This is a genomic window from Microbacterium sp. A84, from assembly GCF_051842815.1.
Classification (GTDB): Bacteria; Actinomycetota; Actinomycetes; order Actinomycetales; family Microbacteriaceae; genus Microbacterium.
The window spans coordinates 780973-800821 of record NZ_JBPXMS010000001.1; the positions used below are offsets into that span (position 1 = coordinate 780973).

Below are 19849 nucleotides of genomic sequence, written 5' to 3' on the forward strand. Positions count from 1 at the left end.
CTCTTTCTTGATGGTCTATTTGCTCGAGGAGAGGGCGTCGGCACCGCCGACGATCTCAGCGATCTGCTGCGTGATCTCCGCCTGACGCGCGTTGTTGCGCAGACGGGTGTAGTCGGTGATGAGCTTGTCAGCGTTGTCGCTGGCCGACTTCATCGCCTTCTGCGTCGCGGCCTGCTTGGCGGCCGACGACTGCAACAGGGCGTTGAAGACCCTGCTCTGGATGTACACCGGCAGGATCGCGTCAAGCACGGTCTCGGCATCCGGTTCGAACTCGTAGAGCGGGTACACCGCTCCACTCGGTTCGACCGCAGCTTCGTTCTCCACGATCTCCAACGGAAGCAGGCGCACAGTCTCGGGCGTCTGCGTCATCATGCTGACGAAGCGGTTGTAGACGAGGTGGAGTTCATCCACACCGCCATCGTCGCCGCCACGGTTGAACGCCTCGAGCAGTGACGCCGAGATCTCCTCCGCAGTCTTGAACTGCGGAGTATCGGTGTCGCCCGTCCATTCGGCCGCAGCCTTGATGCCACGGAACTGGAAGTACCCGACGGCCTTGCGTCCGACGAGGAAGTACACCGGCTCGCTGCCCTGTGAGCGGATGAGCTCACCCAGTTCCATCGCCTCGCGAAGAATCTGCGAGTTGAAGGCACCGGCAAGGCCGCGGTCCGAGGAGAAGACCACGACGGCGGAGCGCGTGATCGTCTCTGGCTCACGGGTGAGCGGGTGGTCGACATTGGAATATGTCGCGACGGCAGAGACGGCCTGAGTCACGGCGCGCGCGAAGGGCGACGACGCGCGAACACGCGCCATCGCCTTCTGAATACGCGAAGCCGCGATGAGTTCCATCGCCTTCGTGATCTTCTTGGTCGTCTGAGCAGAAGAAATCTTCTGCTTATAGACCTTGAGTTGAGCGCCCATGTTTTCCGTTCCTCACGCGATTACGCGCGACGACCCTTGACGATCTTCTCCTGGTTGACGTCTTCCGCCTCAGCCGCAGCGTGCGCCTCGTTGCCAACGGCACCGATGGACTTGCCGTTGCCGCCCTGGAACTCAAGGATGAACGCGTCCACCTGCTTGTTGAGCTCGGCAACGGTGTCGTCAGAGAGAACGTTCGTCTCACGCAGGGTGTCGAGCACCTTGGTGTTGCGACGCAGGTGGTCGAGAAGCTCGCGCTCAAAGCGCAGCACATCGGAGACCTCGATCTTGTCGAGCTTTCCGTTGGTGCCGGCCCAGATCGACACGACCTGGTCTTCAACCGGGTACGGCGAGTACTGCGGCTGCTTGAGCAGCTCGGTCAAACGCGCGCCACGGTCGAGCTGACGACGCGAAGTCGCGTCAAGGTCGCTCGCGAACATCGCGAAGGCCTCAAGCGAGCGGTACTGCGCAAGCTCGATCTTCAGCGTTCCGGAGACCTTCTTGATGCTCTTGACCTGAGCGTCACCACCGACTCGCGAGACCGAGATGCCCACATCGACCGCTGGACGCTGGTTGGCGTTGAAGAGGTCGGACTGCAGGAAGATCTGGCCATCGGTGATCGAGATCACGTTGGTCGGGATGTACGCAGAGACGTCGTTGGCCTTGGTCTCGATGATGGGCAGACCCGTCATCGAACCGGCACCGAGCTCGTCGGACAGCTTCGCGCAACGCTCGAGCAGACGAGAGTGCAGGTAGAAGACGTCACCCGGGTATGCCTCGCGGCCCGGCGGACGACGAAGAAGCAGCGAAACGGCGCGGTAAGCCTCGGCCTGCTTCGACAGGTCATCGAAGATGATGAGGACATGCTTGCCCGCGTACATCCAGTGCTGACCGATCGCAGAACCCGTGTAGGGAGCGATGTACTTGAAGCCGGCAGCGTCGGATGCGGGAGCAGCGACGATCGTCGTGTACTCCAGCGCACCGGCGTCCTCGAGCGCACCCTTGACGGAAGCGATCGTGGAGCCCTTCTGGCCGATGGCGACGTAGATGCAGCGAACCTGCTTGTTCGTGTCGCCGGAGGCCCAGTTGTCCTTCTGGTTGATGATCGTGTCGATCGCGATGGCCGTCTTGCCGGTCTGGCGGTCACCGATGATCAGCTGGCGCTGGCCACGGCCGACGGGGATCATCGCGTCGATCGCCTTGATGCCAGTCTGCATCGGCTCGTGCACGCTCTTACGCTGCATGACACCAGGTGCCTGCAGCTCGAGCTCGCGACGACCTTCCGAAGCGATCGCACCGAGACCGTCGATCGGGTTTCCGAGCGCGTCGACGACGCGGCCCAGGTAACCGTCACCGACGGGAACGGAGAGCACTTCGCCGGTACGGCGAACTTCCTGGCCCGCCTGGATGCCGGAGAAGTCACCGAGCACCACGGTACCGATCTGGTGCTCGTCAAGGTTCAGTGCGAGGCCCTGCGTGCCGTTGGCGAACGTCAGGAGCTCGTTCGCCATGACGCCGGGCAGGCCCTCGATGTGGGCGATGCCATCAGCGGCATCCACGACTGTGCCGACCTCGGTCGCTGCGGCGCCTGTGGGCTCGTACGCAGCGGCGAAGTCCTTCAGCGCGTCGCGGATGACGTCGGGGCTGATCGATAGTTCTGCCATTGTCTTCCCTTTGTATTGAGAGAGTCTGCGCGGTTCCCCGCGCGAAATCGTATTAGCCCGCGAGCTTCTGTCGAAGTTCGGCGAGCCGCGCGGAGATGCTGCCGTCGATGACGTCGTCGGCGACCTGCACTCGCAGTCCGCCCACGACAGTGGGGTCGATGACCTCGTTGATCGAGATCTGGCCGTCGTAGCGCTTCGCCAGCGACTCGCCGAGGCGAGTGCGCTGAGCAGCTGACAGCGGTGATGCGGTGTGCACAGTGGCAACGATGCGCCCACCCTGTGCCGAGACGATCTTCATCGCTCGGTTCAGGAGCTGACGCACCCGGCGGCCACGCGGCTGGCGCACCAGCGACGAGACGATCAGCGTGGTCGGAGCACTTACCTTGCCACCGAGCAGCGTCTCGACGAGGCCGCCCTTCGCGGTGTTATCGCCCAGGCGTCCGCCGAGCGCAAGCTCGAGTTCTGCATTGGCGGCGATGATGCGAAGGAAGGAGAAAAGCTCCCCCTCGATATCTGCCTTGGGCTCAGCGATAGCCGCAGCGCGGATCGCGAGTTCCTCGATGCCGGCGATAAGGCCGTCGGCATCGGACCACCGCTGACTGACGGCAGCAGTGACCAGTTGGCGCGTGACATCCGACGTGCCACTGAATACCGAGGTCACGACCTGCTCCCGCAGACCTGCGGGAGCAGCCGGGTCGGCAAGCGCGCCGCTCAGCTGTCCGGATTCGCCCACCAGACGCGCCACGGTGAAGAGCTCACCGGCCGTGTCGAGGGTGACGCCCTTCGCCTGAGCGAGGGCCGCCGTCGAAGCCGCGAGTGCTTGAGTGGTCGCGCTGCCCATTACTTGGCCGCCTTTTCTGCTGCCTCAAGGTCGGCGAGGAAGCGGTCGACAACAGCGGTCGCACGGGCGTCGTCCGAGAGCGTCTCGCCAACCACGCCACCGGCGAGGTCGATGGCGAGCGTGCCCACCTCAGAGCGAAGCGCGACGAGCGTCGTCTGGCGCTCTGCTTCGATCTGAGCCTGAGCTGCGACGGTGACACGTGCGGCCTCAGTGGTCGCAGCATCCTTCGCCTCGGCGACGATCTTCTTGCCGTCCTCACGGGCAGCCTCACGGATCTCACCGGCCTCGGTGCGCGCCTCAGCGAGCTGACGGGTGTACTCCTCGAGAGCCACTTCCGCCTGCTTCTGAGCTTCATCAGCCTTGGCGATGTTGCCCTCGATCGCGGCGGACCGCTCGTCGAGCATCTTCGCCACGTTCGGAAGCGCGACCTTCCAGGCCACGACCAGGATGATGACGAAGCAAACCGCGGACCAGACGATGTCGTACATCGCCGGAAGAAGCGGGTTGTGCTCCGCTTCTTCGGCTGCGAGCGTGACAAGAGCGTTCAGCATCCTGTCTCCTTACGTGTGGTGGGAACGGATCAGTAGCCGAAGAGGAACGCCACGCCGATACCGACGAACGCAAGCGCCTCGGTGAAGGCGATACCGATCCACATGGTGCCCTGGAGCTTGCCGGACAGCTCAGGCTGGCGTGCGACGCCCTCGATCGTCTTACCGACGACGATACCCACACCGATGGCCGGACCGATGGCCGCGAGACCGTAGCCGATGTTGGCGATCGAGCCGGTGATGTCAATGTTGATCTGGGCGAGAACAGAAACAGAATCCACGGATTCTTCCTTTCATTGAGGGGGCCGAAGCGCCCCGATTAGTGTTCGTCCGCGACTGCGAGCTGAATGTAGACCGCGGTGAGGATAGTGAAGACGTATGCCTGGAGGAAAGCCACCAGGATCTCGAAGGCCGTGAACGCGAAGCCGAATGCGAGCGTGCCCGCACCCAGTACCGTCCAGAAGCCGCCCATCGAGAAGATGAAGAACTGGGTCGCCGCGAAGAACAGCACCAGCATCAGGTGGCCGACCATCATGTTCATCAGCAGTCGCAGCGTGAGCGTGACCGGTCGAACGATGAAGGTCGAGATGAACTCCAGCGGCGCGACGATGATGTACAGAGCCGGCGGAACCCCAGGGGGGAAGAGCGAGTTGCGGATGAAGCCCAACGGGCTCTTGCGCACACCTGCGTAAATGAAGGTGAAGTATGAGATGACGGCCAACAACAACGGCACCGCAATGATGCTCGTTCCCGCGATGTTCAAGAACGGGATGACACCTGTGATGTTGAAGAACAGGACCATGAAGAAGATCGTGGTCAGCAACGGCAGGAAACGGTCGCCGTCTTTCTTGCCAATCATGTCGTGAGCGATGTTGACGCGCACGAGGTCGAAGAGCATCTCGATGACGCCCTGGCCGCGGCCGGGGACCAACTTGAGCTTGCGCGTGCCGAGCCAGAGGATCAGGACGACGGCAAGGGTGGCGAGGAACTGCACCAGGTGAATGCGATGCACCGAGAGCGGGCCGATACTGAAGAGGATCTCCGGGAAGAACTCTGAGATCGACGGTGGGTGGAATTCATCCGTTGCGAATCGGACGAGGAGGCTCGTGGCGTGAGTCAACGTTGCTCCAGCTTCGGGGCGCCGATCAAGATCGAGGCGACGTTTGGGTGAGGAGTTCTAGCTGAATCAGAGCATTTCACACGACGCGAAAGCTTGCCCAGCGAACTCAGATTTAGACTATCAAGATTTTCCCAGGCTCACGAATCGTTGTGGTCCTCGGGGCGAATTTCCAGCTTCTCAGCGCCAGTTTCGGGCTTATCAGAGCTGATTTCCGGCTCTTCGGGATTGGTTTCCGGAAGAGAAACGTCTGATGCGTAGGACATCCGCATCGTCGTGAAGGCGAACACATCGATCGCAAGGCTGACCAGGACCCCCGCCATGAGCGAGAGGAAGATGATCAGCGGGACAACCCACGTCTGGTCGCGCAGAATGACGATCGCGACGATGAACAGCACGAGCTTGAGCAGCCAGCCGCCCATCACGATGCCGAAGAACACCGTGGCGAACATCTCCTTGCCGTACCAGCGGTTGGCGATCAGCACGCTCAGCGGGGTGAGTGCGAGGAAGAAGATGGCAAGACCGACACCAGTCAGTCCGCTCCACAGGCCGTCTGTGCCGACGGTGAGGAATCCGATGCCACCGCCGAGGATGATCAGCACGATGGCTGCTATCCCCGTCCAGATCAGCACCTTCCGCAGCATTGGGGTGATCGCGGGGGTCTTATGTTCGGGTGTGTCGCTCATCGGGTCTCCAAGGAGGGTGTCGGCTCGGTGGGCGCGCTGGGCGCTCTGTGGGTGGGAAGAAGGGTGACAACGAGGCAGGCGGCGATTCCGATCACTCCGAAGGCAACGCCGGGCAGATACTGCCCCGGCCAGTCCTCGCTCGTGCCCACGTACATCAGCAGAACCGCGAGTGAGATCACTGCTGTCCAGGCATAGAAGATCAGGACGGCATCCCGGTCGCGATGCCCGAGGTCGAGCATCCGATGATGCAGATGCTTGCGGTCCGGGGAGAACGGTGATTTCCCCGCCCGCATGCGACGGAACACCGCAAGCCCGAAGTCGAGCAACGGCAGCATGACGACCACGAGTGGGAGCAGGATCGGAATGAACGCCCCCAGCAACTGCGAACGACCGAACTCCTCAGGGTTCATCGCGCTGGAAGACATCTGGCCCGTCAGCACGATCGCAGAGGTGGCCATCAGCAGCCCCAGGACGAGGGCACCCGAGTCGCCCATGAACAGTTTCGCCGGGCTCCAGTTCAACGGCAGGAATCCGATGCAGGCACCGATCACCACCGCAGCGAGGAATGTCGCCAGGTTGAAGTAGCTGCTGGCGCCGGTGTCGCGCGTGAGGATGTACGAGTAGGCGAAGAACACGCCGTTCGCGATCAGGCAGACGCCCGCGACGAGGCCGTCGAGACCGTCGATGAAGTTGACGGCGTTCATGACGATCACGATCGCGAACATCGTGACTGCGATGCTCAGCCAGCTCGAGAAGATGATCATGTCGCCCAACGGCAGCGCGAGGATCTGCAGGCCTCCGACCACAGTGATGATGCCGGCAGCAAGGAACTGTGCTCCCAGCTTGATCATCCAGTCGAGATCCCACAGATCGTCGATCACACCGACGACGGCGATGAGCACCGCTGCTCCCAGCACCGCCCACATCGTCTGCGGCGGCACCCACATGATGCTGAAGAACGGATTCGCCGATGAAACTCCGATGGCGGCTGCGATTCCGAGCAGCATCGCCACCCCGCCGAGTCTCGGCGTCGGGGTCGTGTGCACATCGCGTTCGCGGATGCCGGGATAGAGCTTGAAGCGAAGACTGAGTTGCCAGACCACCCACGACATCACGAGCGTGACGGTCGCGGTGAGGATGATCGTGAAGAGGTACTGCTTCACGCCGTGCCATCCGACGACGGATCCGGCTCAGCCAAAGATTCGCCCCCGCGCTCGGGCTCAGGTGCCAGCTCAGGAGCGGGCTCCAGCAGATCACCGATGATGCTTTCCAACTGTTGCCGGGAGATCGCTCCCTCACGCAGTATGCGCACACGCGGTTCGGTGGGGTCATCCGGGCCACGACGAACAAGAGAGGTCGCATCGATGATCGTCGAGGCGATACCGGTCTCGCTGAATCCTGCGTCGAGGTACACCGAGACACCGTCCTTCAGCATCCGCTGGGCATCCGCAGCGGACACCGCTGCTGCTTTGCCCGTGAGATTCGCGCTGGAAACGGCCAGTGGGCCGGTCTCTTCAAGCAATTCCAGCGCAAGACGCAGATCCGGCATGCGCACGGCGACCGTGCCGAGCGTGTCACCGAGGTCCCACGACAGCGAGGGCTGCGCAGGAAGAACAATGGTCAGCCCGCCGGGCCAGAACTCGTCTACCAGACGCTGCACCGGCTCGGGAATCGACTGCACGAGAGCCGCCAACGCTGACTGGTTCGCGACCAGCACGGGCGGCGGCTGACTGCGTCCACGCCCCTTAACCTCGAGCAGTCGCCTGACGGCCGCCGGCGCGAACGCATCGGCGGCGACACCGTAGACGGTATCTGTGGGCAGGACGATGAGCTCACCGCGGGCAATCGCCTGACGAGCGTGGCGCATTCCGGCAAGCAGCTGTGCCTCATCGCGGCAATCGAAGACAGAGGACATGACCTCCACAGTCTACGTGCACCGGCGAACGCGGCATGGCTACGCCATCATGGGCGCAGCGCCGTCGTCGCGCGATCTCGACGGGTGAGATCGAGATGAGTGGTCGGCGCACGCCAGCCGTCCGTGGCGAGCAGGGTACGAATCTCCTCCCCCTGCAACTCACCATGCTCGATGACCAGAAGCCCGCCAGGGCGCAGCAGCCGCAAGGCTCTGGTGCTAAGCACACGCACGATATCCAGGCCGTCCGGCCCGCCGTACAGTGCCATGGCCGGGTCAAACAGCCGCACCTCGGGATCACGCGGGATCGCTTCATCTGGAACATAGGGAGGGTTCGAAATCACGACGGCTACCGTCCCGTCGATCTCGTCGAGCGTGTCGGCGAGATCACCGTGCACGAGAGTGAGATTCTCGGCATCGGCGGTGTTGCGCGCGGCCCATGCATGCGCATCAGGCGAGAGTTCGACGGCGAAGACGCGCGAATGCGGAACCTCGCTCGCCATCGCCAACGCAATCGCTCCACTTCCGGTGCACAGGTCAACTCCGATCGGCTCCGGATCGGGAGCGTTCAACAGCGCATCGATCGCGAACTGCGCGACGATCTCCGTCTCCGGCCGCGGTACGAAGACGCCGGGGCCGACAGCCAGTTCAAGGTAGCGGAATGGCGCCACACCGGTGAGATGCTGCAATGGCTCGCGCGCAGCGCGCCTGACGACCAGTGCCTCGAATGTCTCAGCCTCCTGCTCGTCAAGAGTGTCGCCGCGCACGATGGCAGCCTGCACTTCGCCGCGGCGCAGACCCCGCAGGTGGCCCACAAGCAATTCCGCATCGACAAGTGGATCGGTCACACCGGCGGCCGCCAGCCACTCTGCGGCAGAGCGCACAACGGCGGCGAGGGTCTGTTCAGGCATCCCTCCAGCGTACGGTGTGAGCGTGACTCTCCTGCGTCACAATGCCCCATGCCCGTATGTACTCGCATAGGCTTTGTCACGCACCGTTCCCCGAACGAAGGACCTGGCCCATGACCGGCATCCATTCCGACATCACCACCGCTTTCGGCAACACGCCGCTGGTTCGCCTGAACCATGTGACGGAGGGCCTTGATGTGACGATTCTGGCCAAGCTGGAGTCATACAACCCGGCTGGCAGCGTCAAGGATCGCATCGGCATCGCCATGATCAACGCAGCCGAAGCCTCTGGCGAGCTGAAGCCGGGTGGGACGATCGTCGAGTCCACCAGTGGAAACACGGGCATCGCACTAGCGATGGTCGGCGCCGCCCGCGGTTACAAGGTCATTCTGACGATGCCGGCATCCATGTCGAAGGAGCGGCGCGTGCTGCTCAAGGCATACGGTGCGGAGGTCGTGCTCACCGACCCGACTACGGGGATGAGTGGCGCCATCGAAGAGACCAAGAAGATAGTTGCCGAGACGCCCGGCGCTGTCTGGATCAAGCAGTTCGAGAACGCGGCAAATCCGCAGATCCACCGTGACACCACGGCGCAGGAGATCTTGCGGGATACCGAAGGCAACATCGACATCTTCATCGCCGGCGTTGGCACCGGCGGCACCGTGACCGGCACCGGTCAGGCGCTCAAAGCAGCGAAGCCCGATGTGCAGGTCATCGCCGTTGAGCCCAAGGACTCCCCCGTCCTCACCGAAGGACACCCCGGCCCGCACAAGATTCAGGGCATCGGCCCGAACTTCGTGCCCGCAGTGCTCGACCGTGAAGTTCTCGATGAGGTGATCGCAGTCGAGTTCGACGAATCACTGCGCCTGGCTCGTGAACTCGCGTCGAAGGAAGGTCTGCTGGTCGGCATGTCGTCCGGCGCTGCACTCTCCGCTGCGCTGCAGGTCGCCGCACGCCCCGAGAACGCAGGCAAGACGATTGTCGTGATCATGCCTGACACGGGTGAGCGCTACATCTCCACCGCACTGTTCGAGGACCTGCGCGAGGGTTGAGCGCATGATCGGCCGAATGCGCGAGGATATTGCCTCCGCCCGCCTTCGTGACCCCGCAGCGCGCACCGGGCTCGAGATCGGGCTGCTGTATCCCGGGTTGCATGCCATCTGGGCGCATCGCGTTTCGCACGGCCTGTGGCGTCGTAAGCTGCGTTTCCTTGCGCGCGCCAATTCGCAGTTCGCTCGCTGGCTCACCGGCGTCGAGATACACCCGGGCGCCAAGATCGGCAGACGGTTCTTCATCGACCACGGTATGGGCATCGTCATCGGCGAGACGGCAGAGATCGGCGACGACGTCATGCTGTACCACGGCGTCACGCTCGGCGGCCGAACGCAGGATGCGACTGGGAAACGGCATCCGACCCTGGCGAACGGCGTCGTGGTGGGCTCCGGTGCAAAGCTGCTGGGGCCCATCCTGGTCGGTCGGAACACCGTGGTCGGAGCGAACGCCGTCGTCACGAAGGATGCACCGGAAGACAGCATCCTGGTCGGCGTACCGGCCCGCGCACATCGACGCAGCGGCCACGACGATTTCAGTGCACTGCGCATCGCCGCCGACTACTCGATCTGACCTCTAGCGCCGCGCGGCTCAGCCCGTGGTGCGTCCTGAGCCGGTCAGCGCTTGCTGCGACGCTCGGACACCTTGCGCTTGAGGAAGATCAGCGGCAGCAGAATCGATCCCAACGCTGTGATCATCCAGACGATGACCGCGCCGAGGATCCATGCGGCGATGCCGCTGATACGCAGTCCGCCGATGGGCAGCAGCACGACGACAATCAGGGCGACCAGCGTGGAGAAGATGCCGATTCCGCCCATCAACACGGGCGCGTAACGGTCAGCGAGCTTTGCGATCCACGGGCTGAGGACGCTCTGCAGGACCGCGAAGATAGCGATGCAGATGACGAATCCCCACCACTTATCCCACTCGATCTGGAAGCCTTCCAGCACGAGATCGGCGACGATGAGCCCGATCGCCGCAGAGACGAGATAGGTGAGGGAGCGGAACAGGAGTGTGATCACGTCCTGAGCCTAGCGCTGCACGCCTACGTCGTCAGGAAACGGAGCCGATTGCGGCGAGACGTGCTTCTTCGTCCGCCTGGATCGCACTCTCGATGATCGGGTCGAGTGCGCCGTCCATCACCTGGTCGAGGTTGTATGCCTTGAACCCGGTGCGGTGATCCGCAATCCGGTTCTCCGGAAAGTTGTACGTGCGAATGCGTTCGGAGCGGTCCATGCCTCGAATCTGCGATTTACGGGCGTCGGATGCCGCGGCATCCAGCTCTTCCTGCCGTTTCGCGAGGATGCGTGCACGAAGCACGCGCATTCCGGCCTCGCGGTTTTGCAGTTGCGATTTCTCATTCTGCATAGACACGACGATGCCGGTCGGCAGATGCGTGATGCGCACCGCGGAGTCAGTCGTGTTGACCGACTGGCCACCAGGGCCAGACGAGCGGAACACGTCAATCTTCAAATCGTTCTGACTGATCAAGACCTCTTCAGGCTCATCAACCTCAGGAAAGACCAGCACACCGGTCGTCGAGGTGTGGATGCGCCCCTGCGACTCTGTCGCTGGCACGCGCTGCACTCTGTGCACGCCGCCCTCGTACTTCAAATGTGCCCAAACGCCCTGCGCGGGATCCGAAGATGACCCCTTGATCGCGATCTGAACATCTTTGTAGCCACCGAGGTCAGACTCGTTTTGCTCCAGCAGTTCCGTCTTCCAGCCCTTGTGAGCCGCGTACTGGCTGTACATCCGCAGCAGATCGCCGGCGAAGAGTGCGCTCTCCGCACCACCCTCACCACCCTTGATCTCCAAGATGACATCACGAGCGTCATCAGGGTCACGCGGAATCAAGAGGCGACGCAGCTTCTCCTGGGAGCGCGCCAGGCCCTGTTCGAGGTCGGGCACCTCCGCAGCGAAGGCGTCATCTTCTTTGGCGAATTCACGCGCAGCAGCCAGATCGGCGGATGCTGCCGCCCAGGAATCGTAGGCGGCAACGATCCGGCTCAGTTCGGCATAGCGACGGTTGACACGCTTGGCGCGTGCAGCATCGGCGTGCACCGCCGGGTCGGAGAGTTCCTCCTGAACCTGGCGGTGTTCGTCGATCAGCGCTTGAACAGACTCGAACACGCCTATGCTCCGATCAGTGTCAGCTCAGCGGATGTTGTTCTCATGGCTGTGGCTGGAGCCACCGGCCACGGGAGCAGGCATCGACTTCTGCATCTGCACGAGGAACTCGACGTTCGACTGCGTCTCCTTGAGCTTGCCCAGCACGACCTCGAGGGCCTGCTGCTGGTCAAGGCCCGCAAGTGCGCGACGAAGCTTCCAGGTGATCTTGACCTCATCGGCCGAGAGCAGCATCTCTTCACGGCGAGTAGACGACGCGTTGATGTCGACGGCCGGGAAGATGCGCTTGTCGGCGAGCTGACGAGAAAGACGCAGTTCGCTGTTTCCGGTGCCCTTGAACTCCTCGAAGATGACGTCGTCCATCTTGGAGCCGGTCTCCACGAGTGCCGTGGCAAGAATCGTGAGCGATCCACCGTTCTCGATGTTGCGTGCGGCACCGAAGAAACGCTTCGGCGGGTAGAGCGCTGCGGCATCCACGCCACCGGAGAGCACGCGGCCTGAGGTGGGCGTTGCGATGTTGTAGGCGCGGCCGAGGCGGGTGATCGAGTCGAGCAGCACGACGACGTCGCGGCCAAGCTCCACGAGACGCTTTGCGCGCTCGATGGCGAGCTCGGCGACCGTGACGTGATCTTCGGCCGGACGGTCGAAGGTGGAGGCGATGACCTCACCCTTCACCGTGCGCTCCATGTCGGTGACCTCTTCAGGACGCTCATCTACAAGCACGACCATGAGGTGAACCTCAGGGTTGTTCTGCGCGATCGCGTTGGCGATCTGCTGCAGCACGATCGTCTTGCCGGCCTTGGGCGGCGCGACGATCAGGCCACGCTGGCCCTTGCCGATCGGAGCAACCAGGTCGATGATCCGCTGCGTCAGCTTCTCGGGTGCCGTCTCCAGCCGCAGGCGTTCCTGCGGGTACAGCGGAGTGAGCTCGCCGAACTCGACACGAGTGGCCGCGTCTTCGACAGACAGGCCGTTGATCGAATCAACCTTGACCAGAGCGTTGTACTTCTGGCGGCCTTGCTGCTCGTTCTCGCGCGGCTGCTTGATGGCGCCGACGATCGCGTCGCCCTTTCGCAGGTTGTACTTCTTCACCTGACCGAGCGAGACGTAGACGTCGCTGGCACCGGCGAGGTAACCCGTGGTGCGCACGAATGCGTAGTTGTCGAGCACGTCGAGGATGCCGGCGATCGGAATGAGGACGTCGTCCTCGCCGAACTCGGTGTCGAACTCGTCGGATGCTCCACCGCTGCGGCGCTTGTTGCGCTGGCGACCGCGGGCGTTGCCGTTGTCGTCGTCAGCGGGAGCGTTCTGCGGGGTGTCCTGGCCACCGTTCTGGCCGCGTCCACGGTTGCGGTTGCGGTTGCGGCTACGGCTACGGCTGGAACCCTCATCGCCGTCGTTCGAGTCGGAGCCGTTGTCACCGGCATCAGACTTGTCAGAGGTCGTGTCGTCAGACTGCTTCGTGTCGGACGAATCCGCCTGCTCAGTCTTGGCGCCCTGGGCACCCCTGCGGCCGCGGCCCGACCTTGCGGTCGGAGCGTTATCGGCGGGCTTGTCGTCCGTGGCACCGTCAGTGGATGCAGTGGATGCAGTGTCTGCAGTCGTTGCAGCGGCCGCAGTGTCGCTCGACGCGTTGTCGGCAGACTTTTCCTCAGCCGGTGCGGCTTCGGCGACGGGGTCAGCCTTCTTGCGGCGACCACGAGCGGGCGTCTTCGGCGCGGCTTCGACCGGTGCCTCGGCAACGCTGTCGGATGCTGCACTGTGCGATGCCGGCGCATCCGATGCGGTCTTCTTGGCAGCTGACGACTTGGCAGCTGACGACTTGGAAGCTGAGGATGTGTCAGCGGCGGCGCCGTCGGTCGCGGTGGAGGAAGCGTCAGCATCCACCGCGGGTGCGACATCAGCCTTCTTCGCCCGACTGCGGCGAGGTGCCTTCGCCTTCGGTGCTGCGTCAGCCGCAGGTGCGTCAGCCGCAGGTGCGTCGGCAGTGGCCGGCGCAGCAGCAGGTGCCTCGGCGGCAGGTGCTGCAGTTGCCGCCTGCTCAGCCTTGGCCGCCGCAGTGGCGGTTGTGGCACGGCGCGGAGCGCGCTTGCGTGGCGGAGCAGCAACGGCCGCTGTAGTGGGTGCCTCGGCCGCGTTTGCTGCCGAGTCGTTCTGGGTCTCGGAGAAATTCTCCACGAGTACTCCCTTATATGTCGCGGGAAATGAGCATGTATCGCGCACAACGGGTGCTGCGCGCAATCGCACAGGCAGGAACTTGGTGACTGCCAGCCAGAACGTTGAAAGCGGTTCTGGGGTTCTGTGCGGATCTCGCAGAATTGCGATGGGGGCCAGATTCACGAAATTACGTGTAGCCCTCCGCTCGATCCCTTACTGTACCACCACGTACGTCAACGGCCAGCATGAGGGCGTCCCACGGGGTGTCAGTAACGGAATCGGCGAGCTCCACTGCGTGCTGGCGATTGCCAGGGCCATCCGCGAGGACGAGCACGCTGGGGCCCGCACCCGAGACGACCGCAGCGAATCCGGCCGCGCGCAGCGCCGTGACCAGTCGGTGTGTCTCCGGCATGGCTTCGGCGCGGTAGTCCTGATGCAAACGATCTGCGGTCGCATCGAGCAGGAGCTCTGGGCTCTGTGTGAGGGCGGCTATCAACAGCGCGGAACGCGACACGTTGAAGACAGCATCCTCTCTTGAGACCTGCGGAGGCTGCAGTGAACGAGCCAGTGTCGTCGACATCGTGCGCTCTGGAACGAACACGAGCGGTGCGACACCGCGGTGCACCAGCAGTTTCTTGTGCTGCGGGCCGCGTTCCCCGGTCCACGCGATCGTGAGGCCGCCGAACAGCGCGGGCGCCACGTTGTCTGGGTGGCCCTCCAGCTCAGTTGCCAGACGCAGCAGGTCGGCGTCAGTGAAATCGACGTCACCCTCAAGAAGGCCCTTGGCCGCCAGTACACCCGCAGTTACGGCTGCGCCGGAAGATCCGAGGCCGCGCCCGTGCGGCACACCGTTGCGGGCATCGATGCGCAGACCAGGCATCTCACGACCGACGTCCTTGTAGACGTGCTCGATCGAACGGAACACCAAGTTCGACTCATCACGGGCAATCTCGGATGCACCCGAGCCGGTGACCTCAATCTCGAGTCGATCACTCGACAGCGCTGATACGGTCAGCTCGTCGTAGACGCTCAGCGCCAGGCCGAGCGTATCGAAGCCAGGGCCGAGATTCGCGCTCGTGGCCGGCACCTGCACCTGCACGACGCGCAGAGCGTCAGCGGCCATCACTCACCCTCCACACGCAGCACGGAAACGACGCGCTCGACGACAGCGCTCGACGACAGACGCTCGACGGCGGCACTCAACGCCTGCTCGGTCGCGCGGTGCGTGCCGATGATAAGACGTGCGAACGGGTCATCTTCCGACTCGATCGTCTGCACAAGAGTCGCGACCGAGACGCCGCCATCGCTGAGGATGCCCGCGATCGACGCGAGAACACCAGGCTGGTCAGAGACTTCGAGTGTGATCTGGTAGCGAGTGATGACGTGCCCGATCGGCACGGTCGGCAGATTAGCCCTGGTGGACTCCCCCACCCCGACGCCACCGGCGATGTGCCGGCGCGCTGCCGAGACGACGTCACCCAGAACTGCCGATGCGGTTTGCACCCCACCGGCGCCAGCGCCGTAGAACATCAGCGAGCCAGCCGCTTCCGCCTCGACGAACACCGCGTTGTTCGCCCCGTGCACTGAGGCCAACGGGTGCGTGCGAGAGACCAGTGCGGGGTACACGCGTACTGAGATCGACTCCGTACCGTTCACGTCGACCCGTTCGCACACCGCGAGCAGCTTGATGACGAAGCCCGCCGCACGAGCCTCTTCGATCATGGATGGCGTGATCTCAGTGATGCCCTCACGGTGCACCGCGTCGAGCGGAACGGCGGTGTGGAAAGCGAGGGATGCCAAGATCGCGGCCTTCTGCGCGGCGTCATACCCCTCGACATCGGCAGTCGGGTCAGACTCGGCATAGCCCAGGCGCTGCGCGTCGGCGAGCACCTCGGCGAAGTCAGCACCCTCGGTGTCCATACGGTCAAGGATGTAGTTCGTGGTGCCATTGACGATGCCCATCAGACGCACGACTCGGTCGCCCGCGAGCGAGTCGCGCAGCGGACGGATGATCGGGATGGCTCCCGCTGCAGCGGCCTCGTAGTGCACCGAAGCACCCACCTGATCGGCTGCTTCGAACAGCTCGGTGCCGTGCGTGGCGAGCAGTGCCTTGTTGGCAGTGACGACGTCGGCGCCGGAGCTCAATGCCAGCAGAAGATTCGCGCGGGCCGGCTCGATGCCGCCCATCAGTTCGATCACGATGTCGCTGCCGACGATCAGGCTCTCCGCGTCTGTCGTGAACAGCTCCTTCGGGAGGTCCACATCGCGCGGCGCATCGACATCGCGCACGGCGATGCCTGCGAGCTCGAGAATTGCGCCGGCACGGTCTGCCAGTTCGTCACCGTGGCGCAGCAACAGATCAGCGACCTGTGAGCCCACAGCTCCAGCGCCGAGCAGCGCCACCCGAAGTCGTCGGTACTGTGTCACATTGCTCCCTTGGAGGTAGGTCATCGTGTTCCTTCGTTCGTGCGGATCCCGGTATCGCGTGCCAGCAGGTCATCAAGGCTCTCGCCGCGCACGATGACGCGAGAAGTACCGCCTGAGACCGCGACGATCGCGGGACGAGGGACATGGTTGTAGTTGCTGGCCAGCGAGGCGCAGTAGGCACCGGTCGCCGGAACTGCCAGCAGATCACCCGGAGTGATATCACCCGGGAGATATTCATGATCGACGACGATGTCGCCGGACTCACAGTGCTTACCGACAACACGTGTCAGCACCGGAGCATGGACGCCGAGACGTGAGGCGATGCGAGCCGAGTACTGGGCGCCGTAAAGCGCAGTGCGGGCGTTGTCGCTCATTCCACCGTCGACGCTCACGTACAGACGGTTTGCGCCCGAGTCGAGACGCACATCCTTGGTCGTGCCCACGTCGTACAGAGTGACACCGGCGGTTCCGACGATTGCCCGCCCTGGTTCGAATGCGAGGATCGGCACGGGGATGCCGCGTGCTGCGCACCCCTCCGCGACCGCGGCGACGATTTCTGCAGCGAGCTGCTCGATGGGCGTCGGGTCATCGACTCTCGTGTACGCGATACCGAAGCCGCCGCCGAGGTTCAACAGCGGAACCTCACCGCCGGCGAGCAGCCGCTCGTGCAGCTCGAGCACGCGCGATGCGGACTCACGGAAGCCGGCGACACCGAAGATCTGCGAACCGATATGGCAGTGCAGGCCGAGGAACTCCAGGCTGGGCAGTTCCCGCACGCGCGCGACAACAGCCTCGGCATCCGCGAAGACCATCCCAAACTTCTGGTCCTCGTGAGCCGTCGCGAGGAAGTCATGGGTTTCGGCGTGCACGCCGCTGTTGACACGAACGAGCACGCGCTGCACGACACCGAGGCGGCTGGCAGCAGCAGCGATCCGTTCGACCTCGATCGCACTGTCGATGATGATCGTGCCGATTCCGACCGACACTGCACGTTCAATTTCGCTCACGGACTTGTTGTTGCCGTGAAAGCCGATCCGGGCGGGTTCGACGTCTGCGGCGAGAGCCACTTCGAGCTCACCGCGCGTGCAGACATCGACGTTGAGACCTTCTTCGGTCACCCAACGGGCGATGGCGGTCGAAAGGAATGCTTTGCCCGCGTAGTACACGCGGGCCGTTGTACCATGCGCGGCAGCGGCCGCGGTGAAGGACTCGTGGAAGGCACGAGCCCGAGCTCGTATCTCGTCTTCGTCGAGCACGAGCAGCGGCGTGCCGTGGTCGCGGACAAGCTCCACGGCCGTCGCTCCACCGAGCATGAGGACCCCGTCAGCATCGCGACTCGCGGATGCCGGCCATACGCCGGCTGCGAGGTCGTTGGCATCGTCAGGTTCGATGAGCCAGTCCGGGGCGAGCGAGTCTGCATCAGAAAGCACAGAGCACCAATCGTGGGAGGGAGCCTCGGGCCAGATCACGCCATTCGAGGTTGCCCCGATTCTATGGCAACTCGAAGAAGCCACTCGCATCCGAACGCCCCTCGCCCATCCGCGCGTCGAATCATTACGGTGAGGTTATGCACTCCACGCAGAACAGTGAATCCGAGCAGCAGAACAAGCCCGGTGGAATCGCGATGTTGATCAAGTCCGTGATCGCCTGGGCGCTCGCGCGCAGGATCGTGCGCGCTTACCTGTTGCACTCCGAAAGACGCGGCGCGATGCTCGCCGACAGCATCACCTATCGCGCGCTGTTCAGCGTGTTCGCCGCCGTTCTGCTCGGGTTCTCTATCGCGGCGATCTGGCTGGCGGGGAACGAGTCGGCGTGGGATGCAATCATCTCCGCCGTCGACTCTGCCGTTCCTGGACTGCTGGGACCGGGTGGCGTCGTCGAGGATCCGACATCCATCCCGGCTCCGAGTGGGCTCTCCATCGCGGGCATCATCTCGCTGGTCGCTCTGGTCGGCGCGGCGCTCGGTGCGATCGGGTCTCTACGTACGGCGGTGCGCACGATCGGCGGAGTCATACTCGATGACACCTTCTGGCTCTGGGTAATCCTGCGAAATCTTGCCTTGGCAGTCGGGATCGGGCTGTCATTCATCGTGGCGGCCGCGATGACTTTCGCGGTCGGGATCGGGATCAGCTTCGTGACAGATCTGCTCGGCCTTCCCGCGGATGCCGCGGGTGCTGTCTGGGGCGTTCGGCTCGTGTCGCTGTTCATCGTCTTCGCATTGGATGCCGTGCTGATCTTCGGTGTGTTCCGGCTGCTGTCCGGTCAGCGGGTCTCTGCGCGTGCGGTGTGGTCAGGGGCGTTGCTCGGCGCCGTCGGTCTGCTCGTGCTGCAGCAGTTGTCGAGCCTGTTCGTGGGAGGTGCCACCTCCAACCCGCTGCTGGCGTCATTCGCCTCGCTCCTGGCGTTGCTGATCTGGCTCAACCTCAGTGCGCAGGTGATCCTCATCGCCTGTGCCTACATCACCACGTTCGCTGAGGAGGAGCGCGATCGTGTGTCCGCCCGTGAGGGAGCACGCAGCTTCACCCAGCGACGCGTACAGCGTGCCAGGCAAGACGTGATGATTGCGACCAAGGCGCTACGCGCCGCCGAAGCAGCGGAAGCCGAGGAGCGGGGTGCCTAGCCGCACACGCCGTTCTGTTGCAGCGACTCGTCGGTCACGATCGCCCCGTCGACGTCGATGTCGATGACGGCCTCGGAACCATCGATTGACAGCCCCGTCACGGTGACTCCTGCCGGCAGCTGATCGGCGATGCAGATTCGTTGCGGCTGGGTGAGCTGCCCGGCGATATCGCCGAAGCGATCGGCAATCTGGGCCGCGTTCAGTGTCAGACCGGCGACCTGAAGTTCGATCGGCGTCAACAGCAGCTCACCGGCATCCACCCCCGGCTTCACGGTCAGCGCCACCGGGATCGGAAGGCCAAGAACGCTGAAGCTCCCGGATGCCGTGACATCGGGGGCGGCGAACGTGATCTCGTCGATCGGCAGATCAGCTGCCGCGACGAGCGCGGTGAACTGCTCCTGATCGATGCGCACTGTGCCGCTCGCGGCGGCGAGGTCGCCACCATCAAATTGGATTCCAGATGCCGTGACGTCTACCGCGCCGGTGATCCCGCCGATGGTGACTTGCTCGGTCGACAGGTGGAGCTCGTCGAGACCTCCCCCGATGAGCTGCGGCAGCAGGATGCCGGATGCATCGACGTCGAGCTGCTGATCGGCGGGAAGTTCGAGCTGTTCGATGACGATGCCGCGCACGATTCCTGGCAGGACGGCGCGAGCAACGAGTTCGGCCACGACGACGAGGACGGCGATCACCACGACAATGATCAGCACCACCCACGGCCAGCGCCGACGGCGCCTCTTCGACGCCTTGGGCAAATCACTGTCGGGGATGACGAGCGTTGGATGCTCCACCGAGGTGTCCGGATACGGCATGGTGGGGTTCTCATCGCTCATGAGACCATCCTGGCCGCTCGAGCGCACTCCTGGTTACAATC

Annotated in this window: 20 protein-coding genes; 3 read left to right on the forward strand and 17 right to left on the reverse strand. The window is 63.7% G+C overall.

What is annotated here, in order from left to right:
- Positions 1-15: 15 nt before the first annotated feature.
- From ACSU04_RS03990 to prmC, 10 genes are all read right to left on the reverse strand, one after another.
- Positions 16-918 (reverse strand): F0F1 ATP synthase subunit gamma, encoded by a 903-nt coding sequence (locus ACSU04_RS03990; RefSeq protein ID WP_439278535.1) that lies wholly within the window; start codon positions 916-918, stop codon positions 16-18.
- 20 nt (positions 919-938) lie between these two features.
- A complete protein-coding gene (gene atpA, locus ACSU04_RS03995) occupies positions 939-2579 on the reverse strand; it encodes a F0F1 ATP synthase subunit alpha (RefSeq protein ID WP_439278536.1) in 1641 nt (546 codons plus the stop codon).
- A 52-nt stretch (positions 2580-2631) separates the two neighbouring features.
- The gene (locus ACSU04_RS04000; protein WP_439278537.1) at positions 2632-3420 is read right to left on the reverse strand and encodes a F0F1 ATP synthase subunit delta; all 789 of its coding nucleotides are present in this window, start codon (positions 3418-3420) and stop codon (positions 2632-2634) included.
- On the reverse strand, positions 3420-3971 hold the full coding sequence (locus tag ACSU04_RS04005; protein WP_439278538.1) for a F0F1 ATP synthase subunit B: 552 nt from the start codon (positions 3969-3971) through the stop codon (positions 3420-3422). The genes ACSU04_RS04000 and ACSU04_RS04005 overlap by 1 nt, the downstream gene beginning before the upstream one ends.
- 29 nt (positions 3972-4000) lie before the next feature.
- Positions 4001-4249: a F0F1 ATP synthase subunit C gene (gene atpE / locus ACSU04_RS04010; protein WP_439278539.1), complete on the reverse strand. Its 249-nt coding sequence runs from the start codon at positions 4247-4249 to the stop codon at positions 4001-4003.
- Between the two features lie 38 nt (positions 4250-4287).
- Entirely contained in the window at positions 4288-5088 is an 801-nt protein-coding gene (gene atpB, locus ACSU04_RS04015) for a F0F1 ATP synthase subunit A (RefSeq protein WP_439278540.1), read from the reverse strand.
- A 137-nt stretch (positions 5089-5225) separates the two neighbouring features.
- Complete coding sequence (locus tag ACSU04_RS04020) at positions 5226-5771, reverse strand: hypothetical protein (RefSeq protein WP_439278541.1); 546 nt, start codon at positions 5769-5771, stop codon at positions 5226-5228.
- Positions 5768-6934, reverse strand: coding sequence for an MraY family glycosyltransferase (locus tag ACSU04_RS04025; RefSeq protein WP_439278542.1), 1167 nt, complete (start codon positions 6932-6934; stop codon positions 5768-5770). Before ACSU04_RS04025 ends, ACSU04_RS04020 begins: the two co-directional genes overlap by 4 nt.
- Positions 6931-7686, reverse strand: a complete 756-nt coding sequence (locus ACSU04_RS04030) for an L-threonylcarbamoyladenylate synthase (RefSeq protein ID WP_439288505.1) — start codon at positions 7684-7686, stop codon at positions 6931-6933. The genes ACSU04_RS04025 and ACSU04_RS04030 overlap by 4 nt, the downstream gene beginning before the upstream one ends.
- A 47-nt stretch (positions 7687-7733) precedes the next feature.
- Positions 7734-8594: a peptide chain release factor N(5)-glutamine methyltransferase gene (gene prmC / locus ACSU04_RS04035; protein ID WP_439288506.1), complete on the reverse strand. Its 861-nt coding sequence runs from the start codon at positions 8592-8594 to the stop codon at positions 7734-7736.
- A 110-nt stretch (positions 8595-8704) separates the two neighbouring features.
- Between prmC and cysK the strand changes: the two genes are divergently transcribed.
- Both cysK and epsC read left to right on the forward strand, forming a co-directional pair.
- Positions 8705-9643 carry a cysteine synthase A gene (gene cysK / locus ACSU04_RS04040; protein ID WP_439288507.1) on the forward strand — a complete coding sequence of 313 codons (939 nt, stop codon included), beginning with the start codon at positions 8705-8707 and terminating at the stop codon, positions 9641-9643.
- Between the two features lie 16 nt (positions 9644-9659).
- A complete protein-coding gene (gene epsC / locus ACSU04_RS04045) occupies positions 9660-10214 on the forward strand; it encodes a serine O-acetyltransferase EpsC (RefSeq protein ID WP_439278546.1) in 555 nt (184 codons plus the stop codon).
- 44 nt (positions 10215-10258) lie between these two features.
- Here the strand turns inward: epsC and ACSU04_RS04050 are convergent, their stop codons facing one another.
- From ACSU04_RS04050 to lysA, 6 genes are all read right to left on the reverse strand, one after another.
- On the reverse strand, positions 10259-10663 hold the full coding sequence (locus ACSU04_RS04050) for a hypothetical protein (protein ID WP_439278547.1): 405 nt from the start codon (positions 10661-10663) through the stop codon (positions 10259-10261).
- Between the two features lie 31 nt (positions 10664-10694).
- Positions 10695-11774 carry a peptide chain release factor 1 gene (prfA, locus tag ACSU04_RS04055; protein ID WP_439278548.1) on the reverse strand — a complete coding sequence of 360 codons (1080 nt, stop codon included), beginning with the start codon at positions 11772-11774 and terminating at the stop codon, positions 10695-10697.
- Between the two features lie 24 nt (positions 11775-11798).
- Positions 11799-13949 carry a transcription termination factor Rho gene (gene rho, locus ACSU04_RS04060; RefSeq protein ID WP_439278549.1) on the reverse strand — a complete coding sequence of 717 codons (2151 nt, stop codon included), beginning with the start codon at positions 13947-13949 and terminating at the stop codon, positions 11799-11801.
- 166 nt (positions 13950-14115) lie between these two features.
- Complete coding sequence (gene thrB, locus ACSU04_RS04065; protein WP_439278550.1) at positions 14116-15051, reverse strand: homoserine kinase; 936 nt, start codon at positions 15049-15051, stop codon at positions 14116-14118.
- A complete protein-coding gene (locus tag ACSU04_RS04070; RefSeq protein ID WP_439278689.1) occupies positions 15051-16355 on the reverse strand; it encodes a homoserine dehydrogenase in 1305 nt (434 codons plus the stop codon). The genes thrB and ACSU04_RS04070 overlap by 1 nt, the downstream gene beginning before the upstream one ends.
- 20 nt (positions 16356-16375) lie before the next feature.
- A complete protein-coding gene (lysA, locus tag ACSU04_RS04075) occupies positions 16376-17785 on the reverse strand; it encodes a diaminopimelate decarboxylase (protein ID WP_439278551.1) in 1410 nt (469 codons plus the stop codon).
- A gap of 137 nt (positions 17786-17922) precedes the next feature.
- Here lysA and ACSU04_RS04080 point away from each other — a divergent pair, with 137 nt between their 5' ends.
- The gene (locus ACSU04_RS04080; protein WP_439278552.1) at positions 17923-18975 is read left to right on the forward strand and encodes a YhjD/YihY/BrkB family envelope integrity protein; all 1053 of its coding nucleotides are present in this window, start codon (positions 17923-17925) and stop codon (positions 18973-18975) included.
- Here the strand turns inward: ACSU04_RS04080 and ACSU04_RS04085 are convergent.
- The gene (locus ACSU04_RS04085) at positions 18972-19808 is read right to left on the reverse strand and encodes a DUF2993 domain-containing protein (RefSeq protein WP_439278553.1); all 837 of its coding nucleotides are present in this window, start codon (positions 19806-19808) and stop codon (positions 18972-18974) included. The genes ACSU04_RS04080 and ACSU04_RS04085 overlap by 4 nt on opposite strands.
- Between the last annotated feature and the right edge of the window lie 41 nt (positions 19809-19849).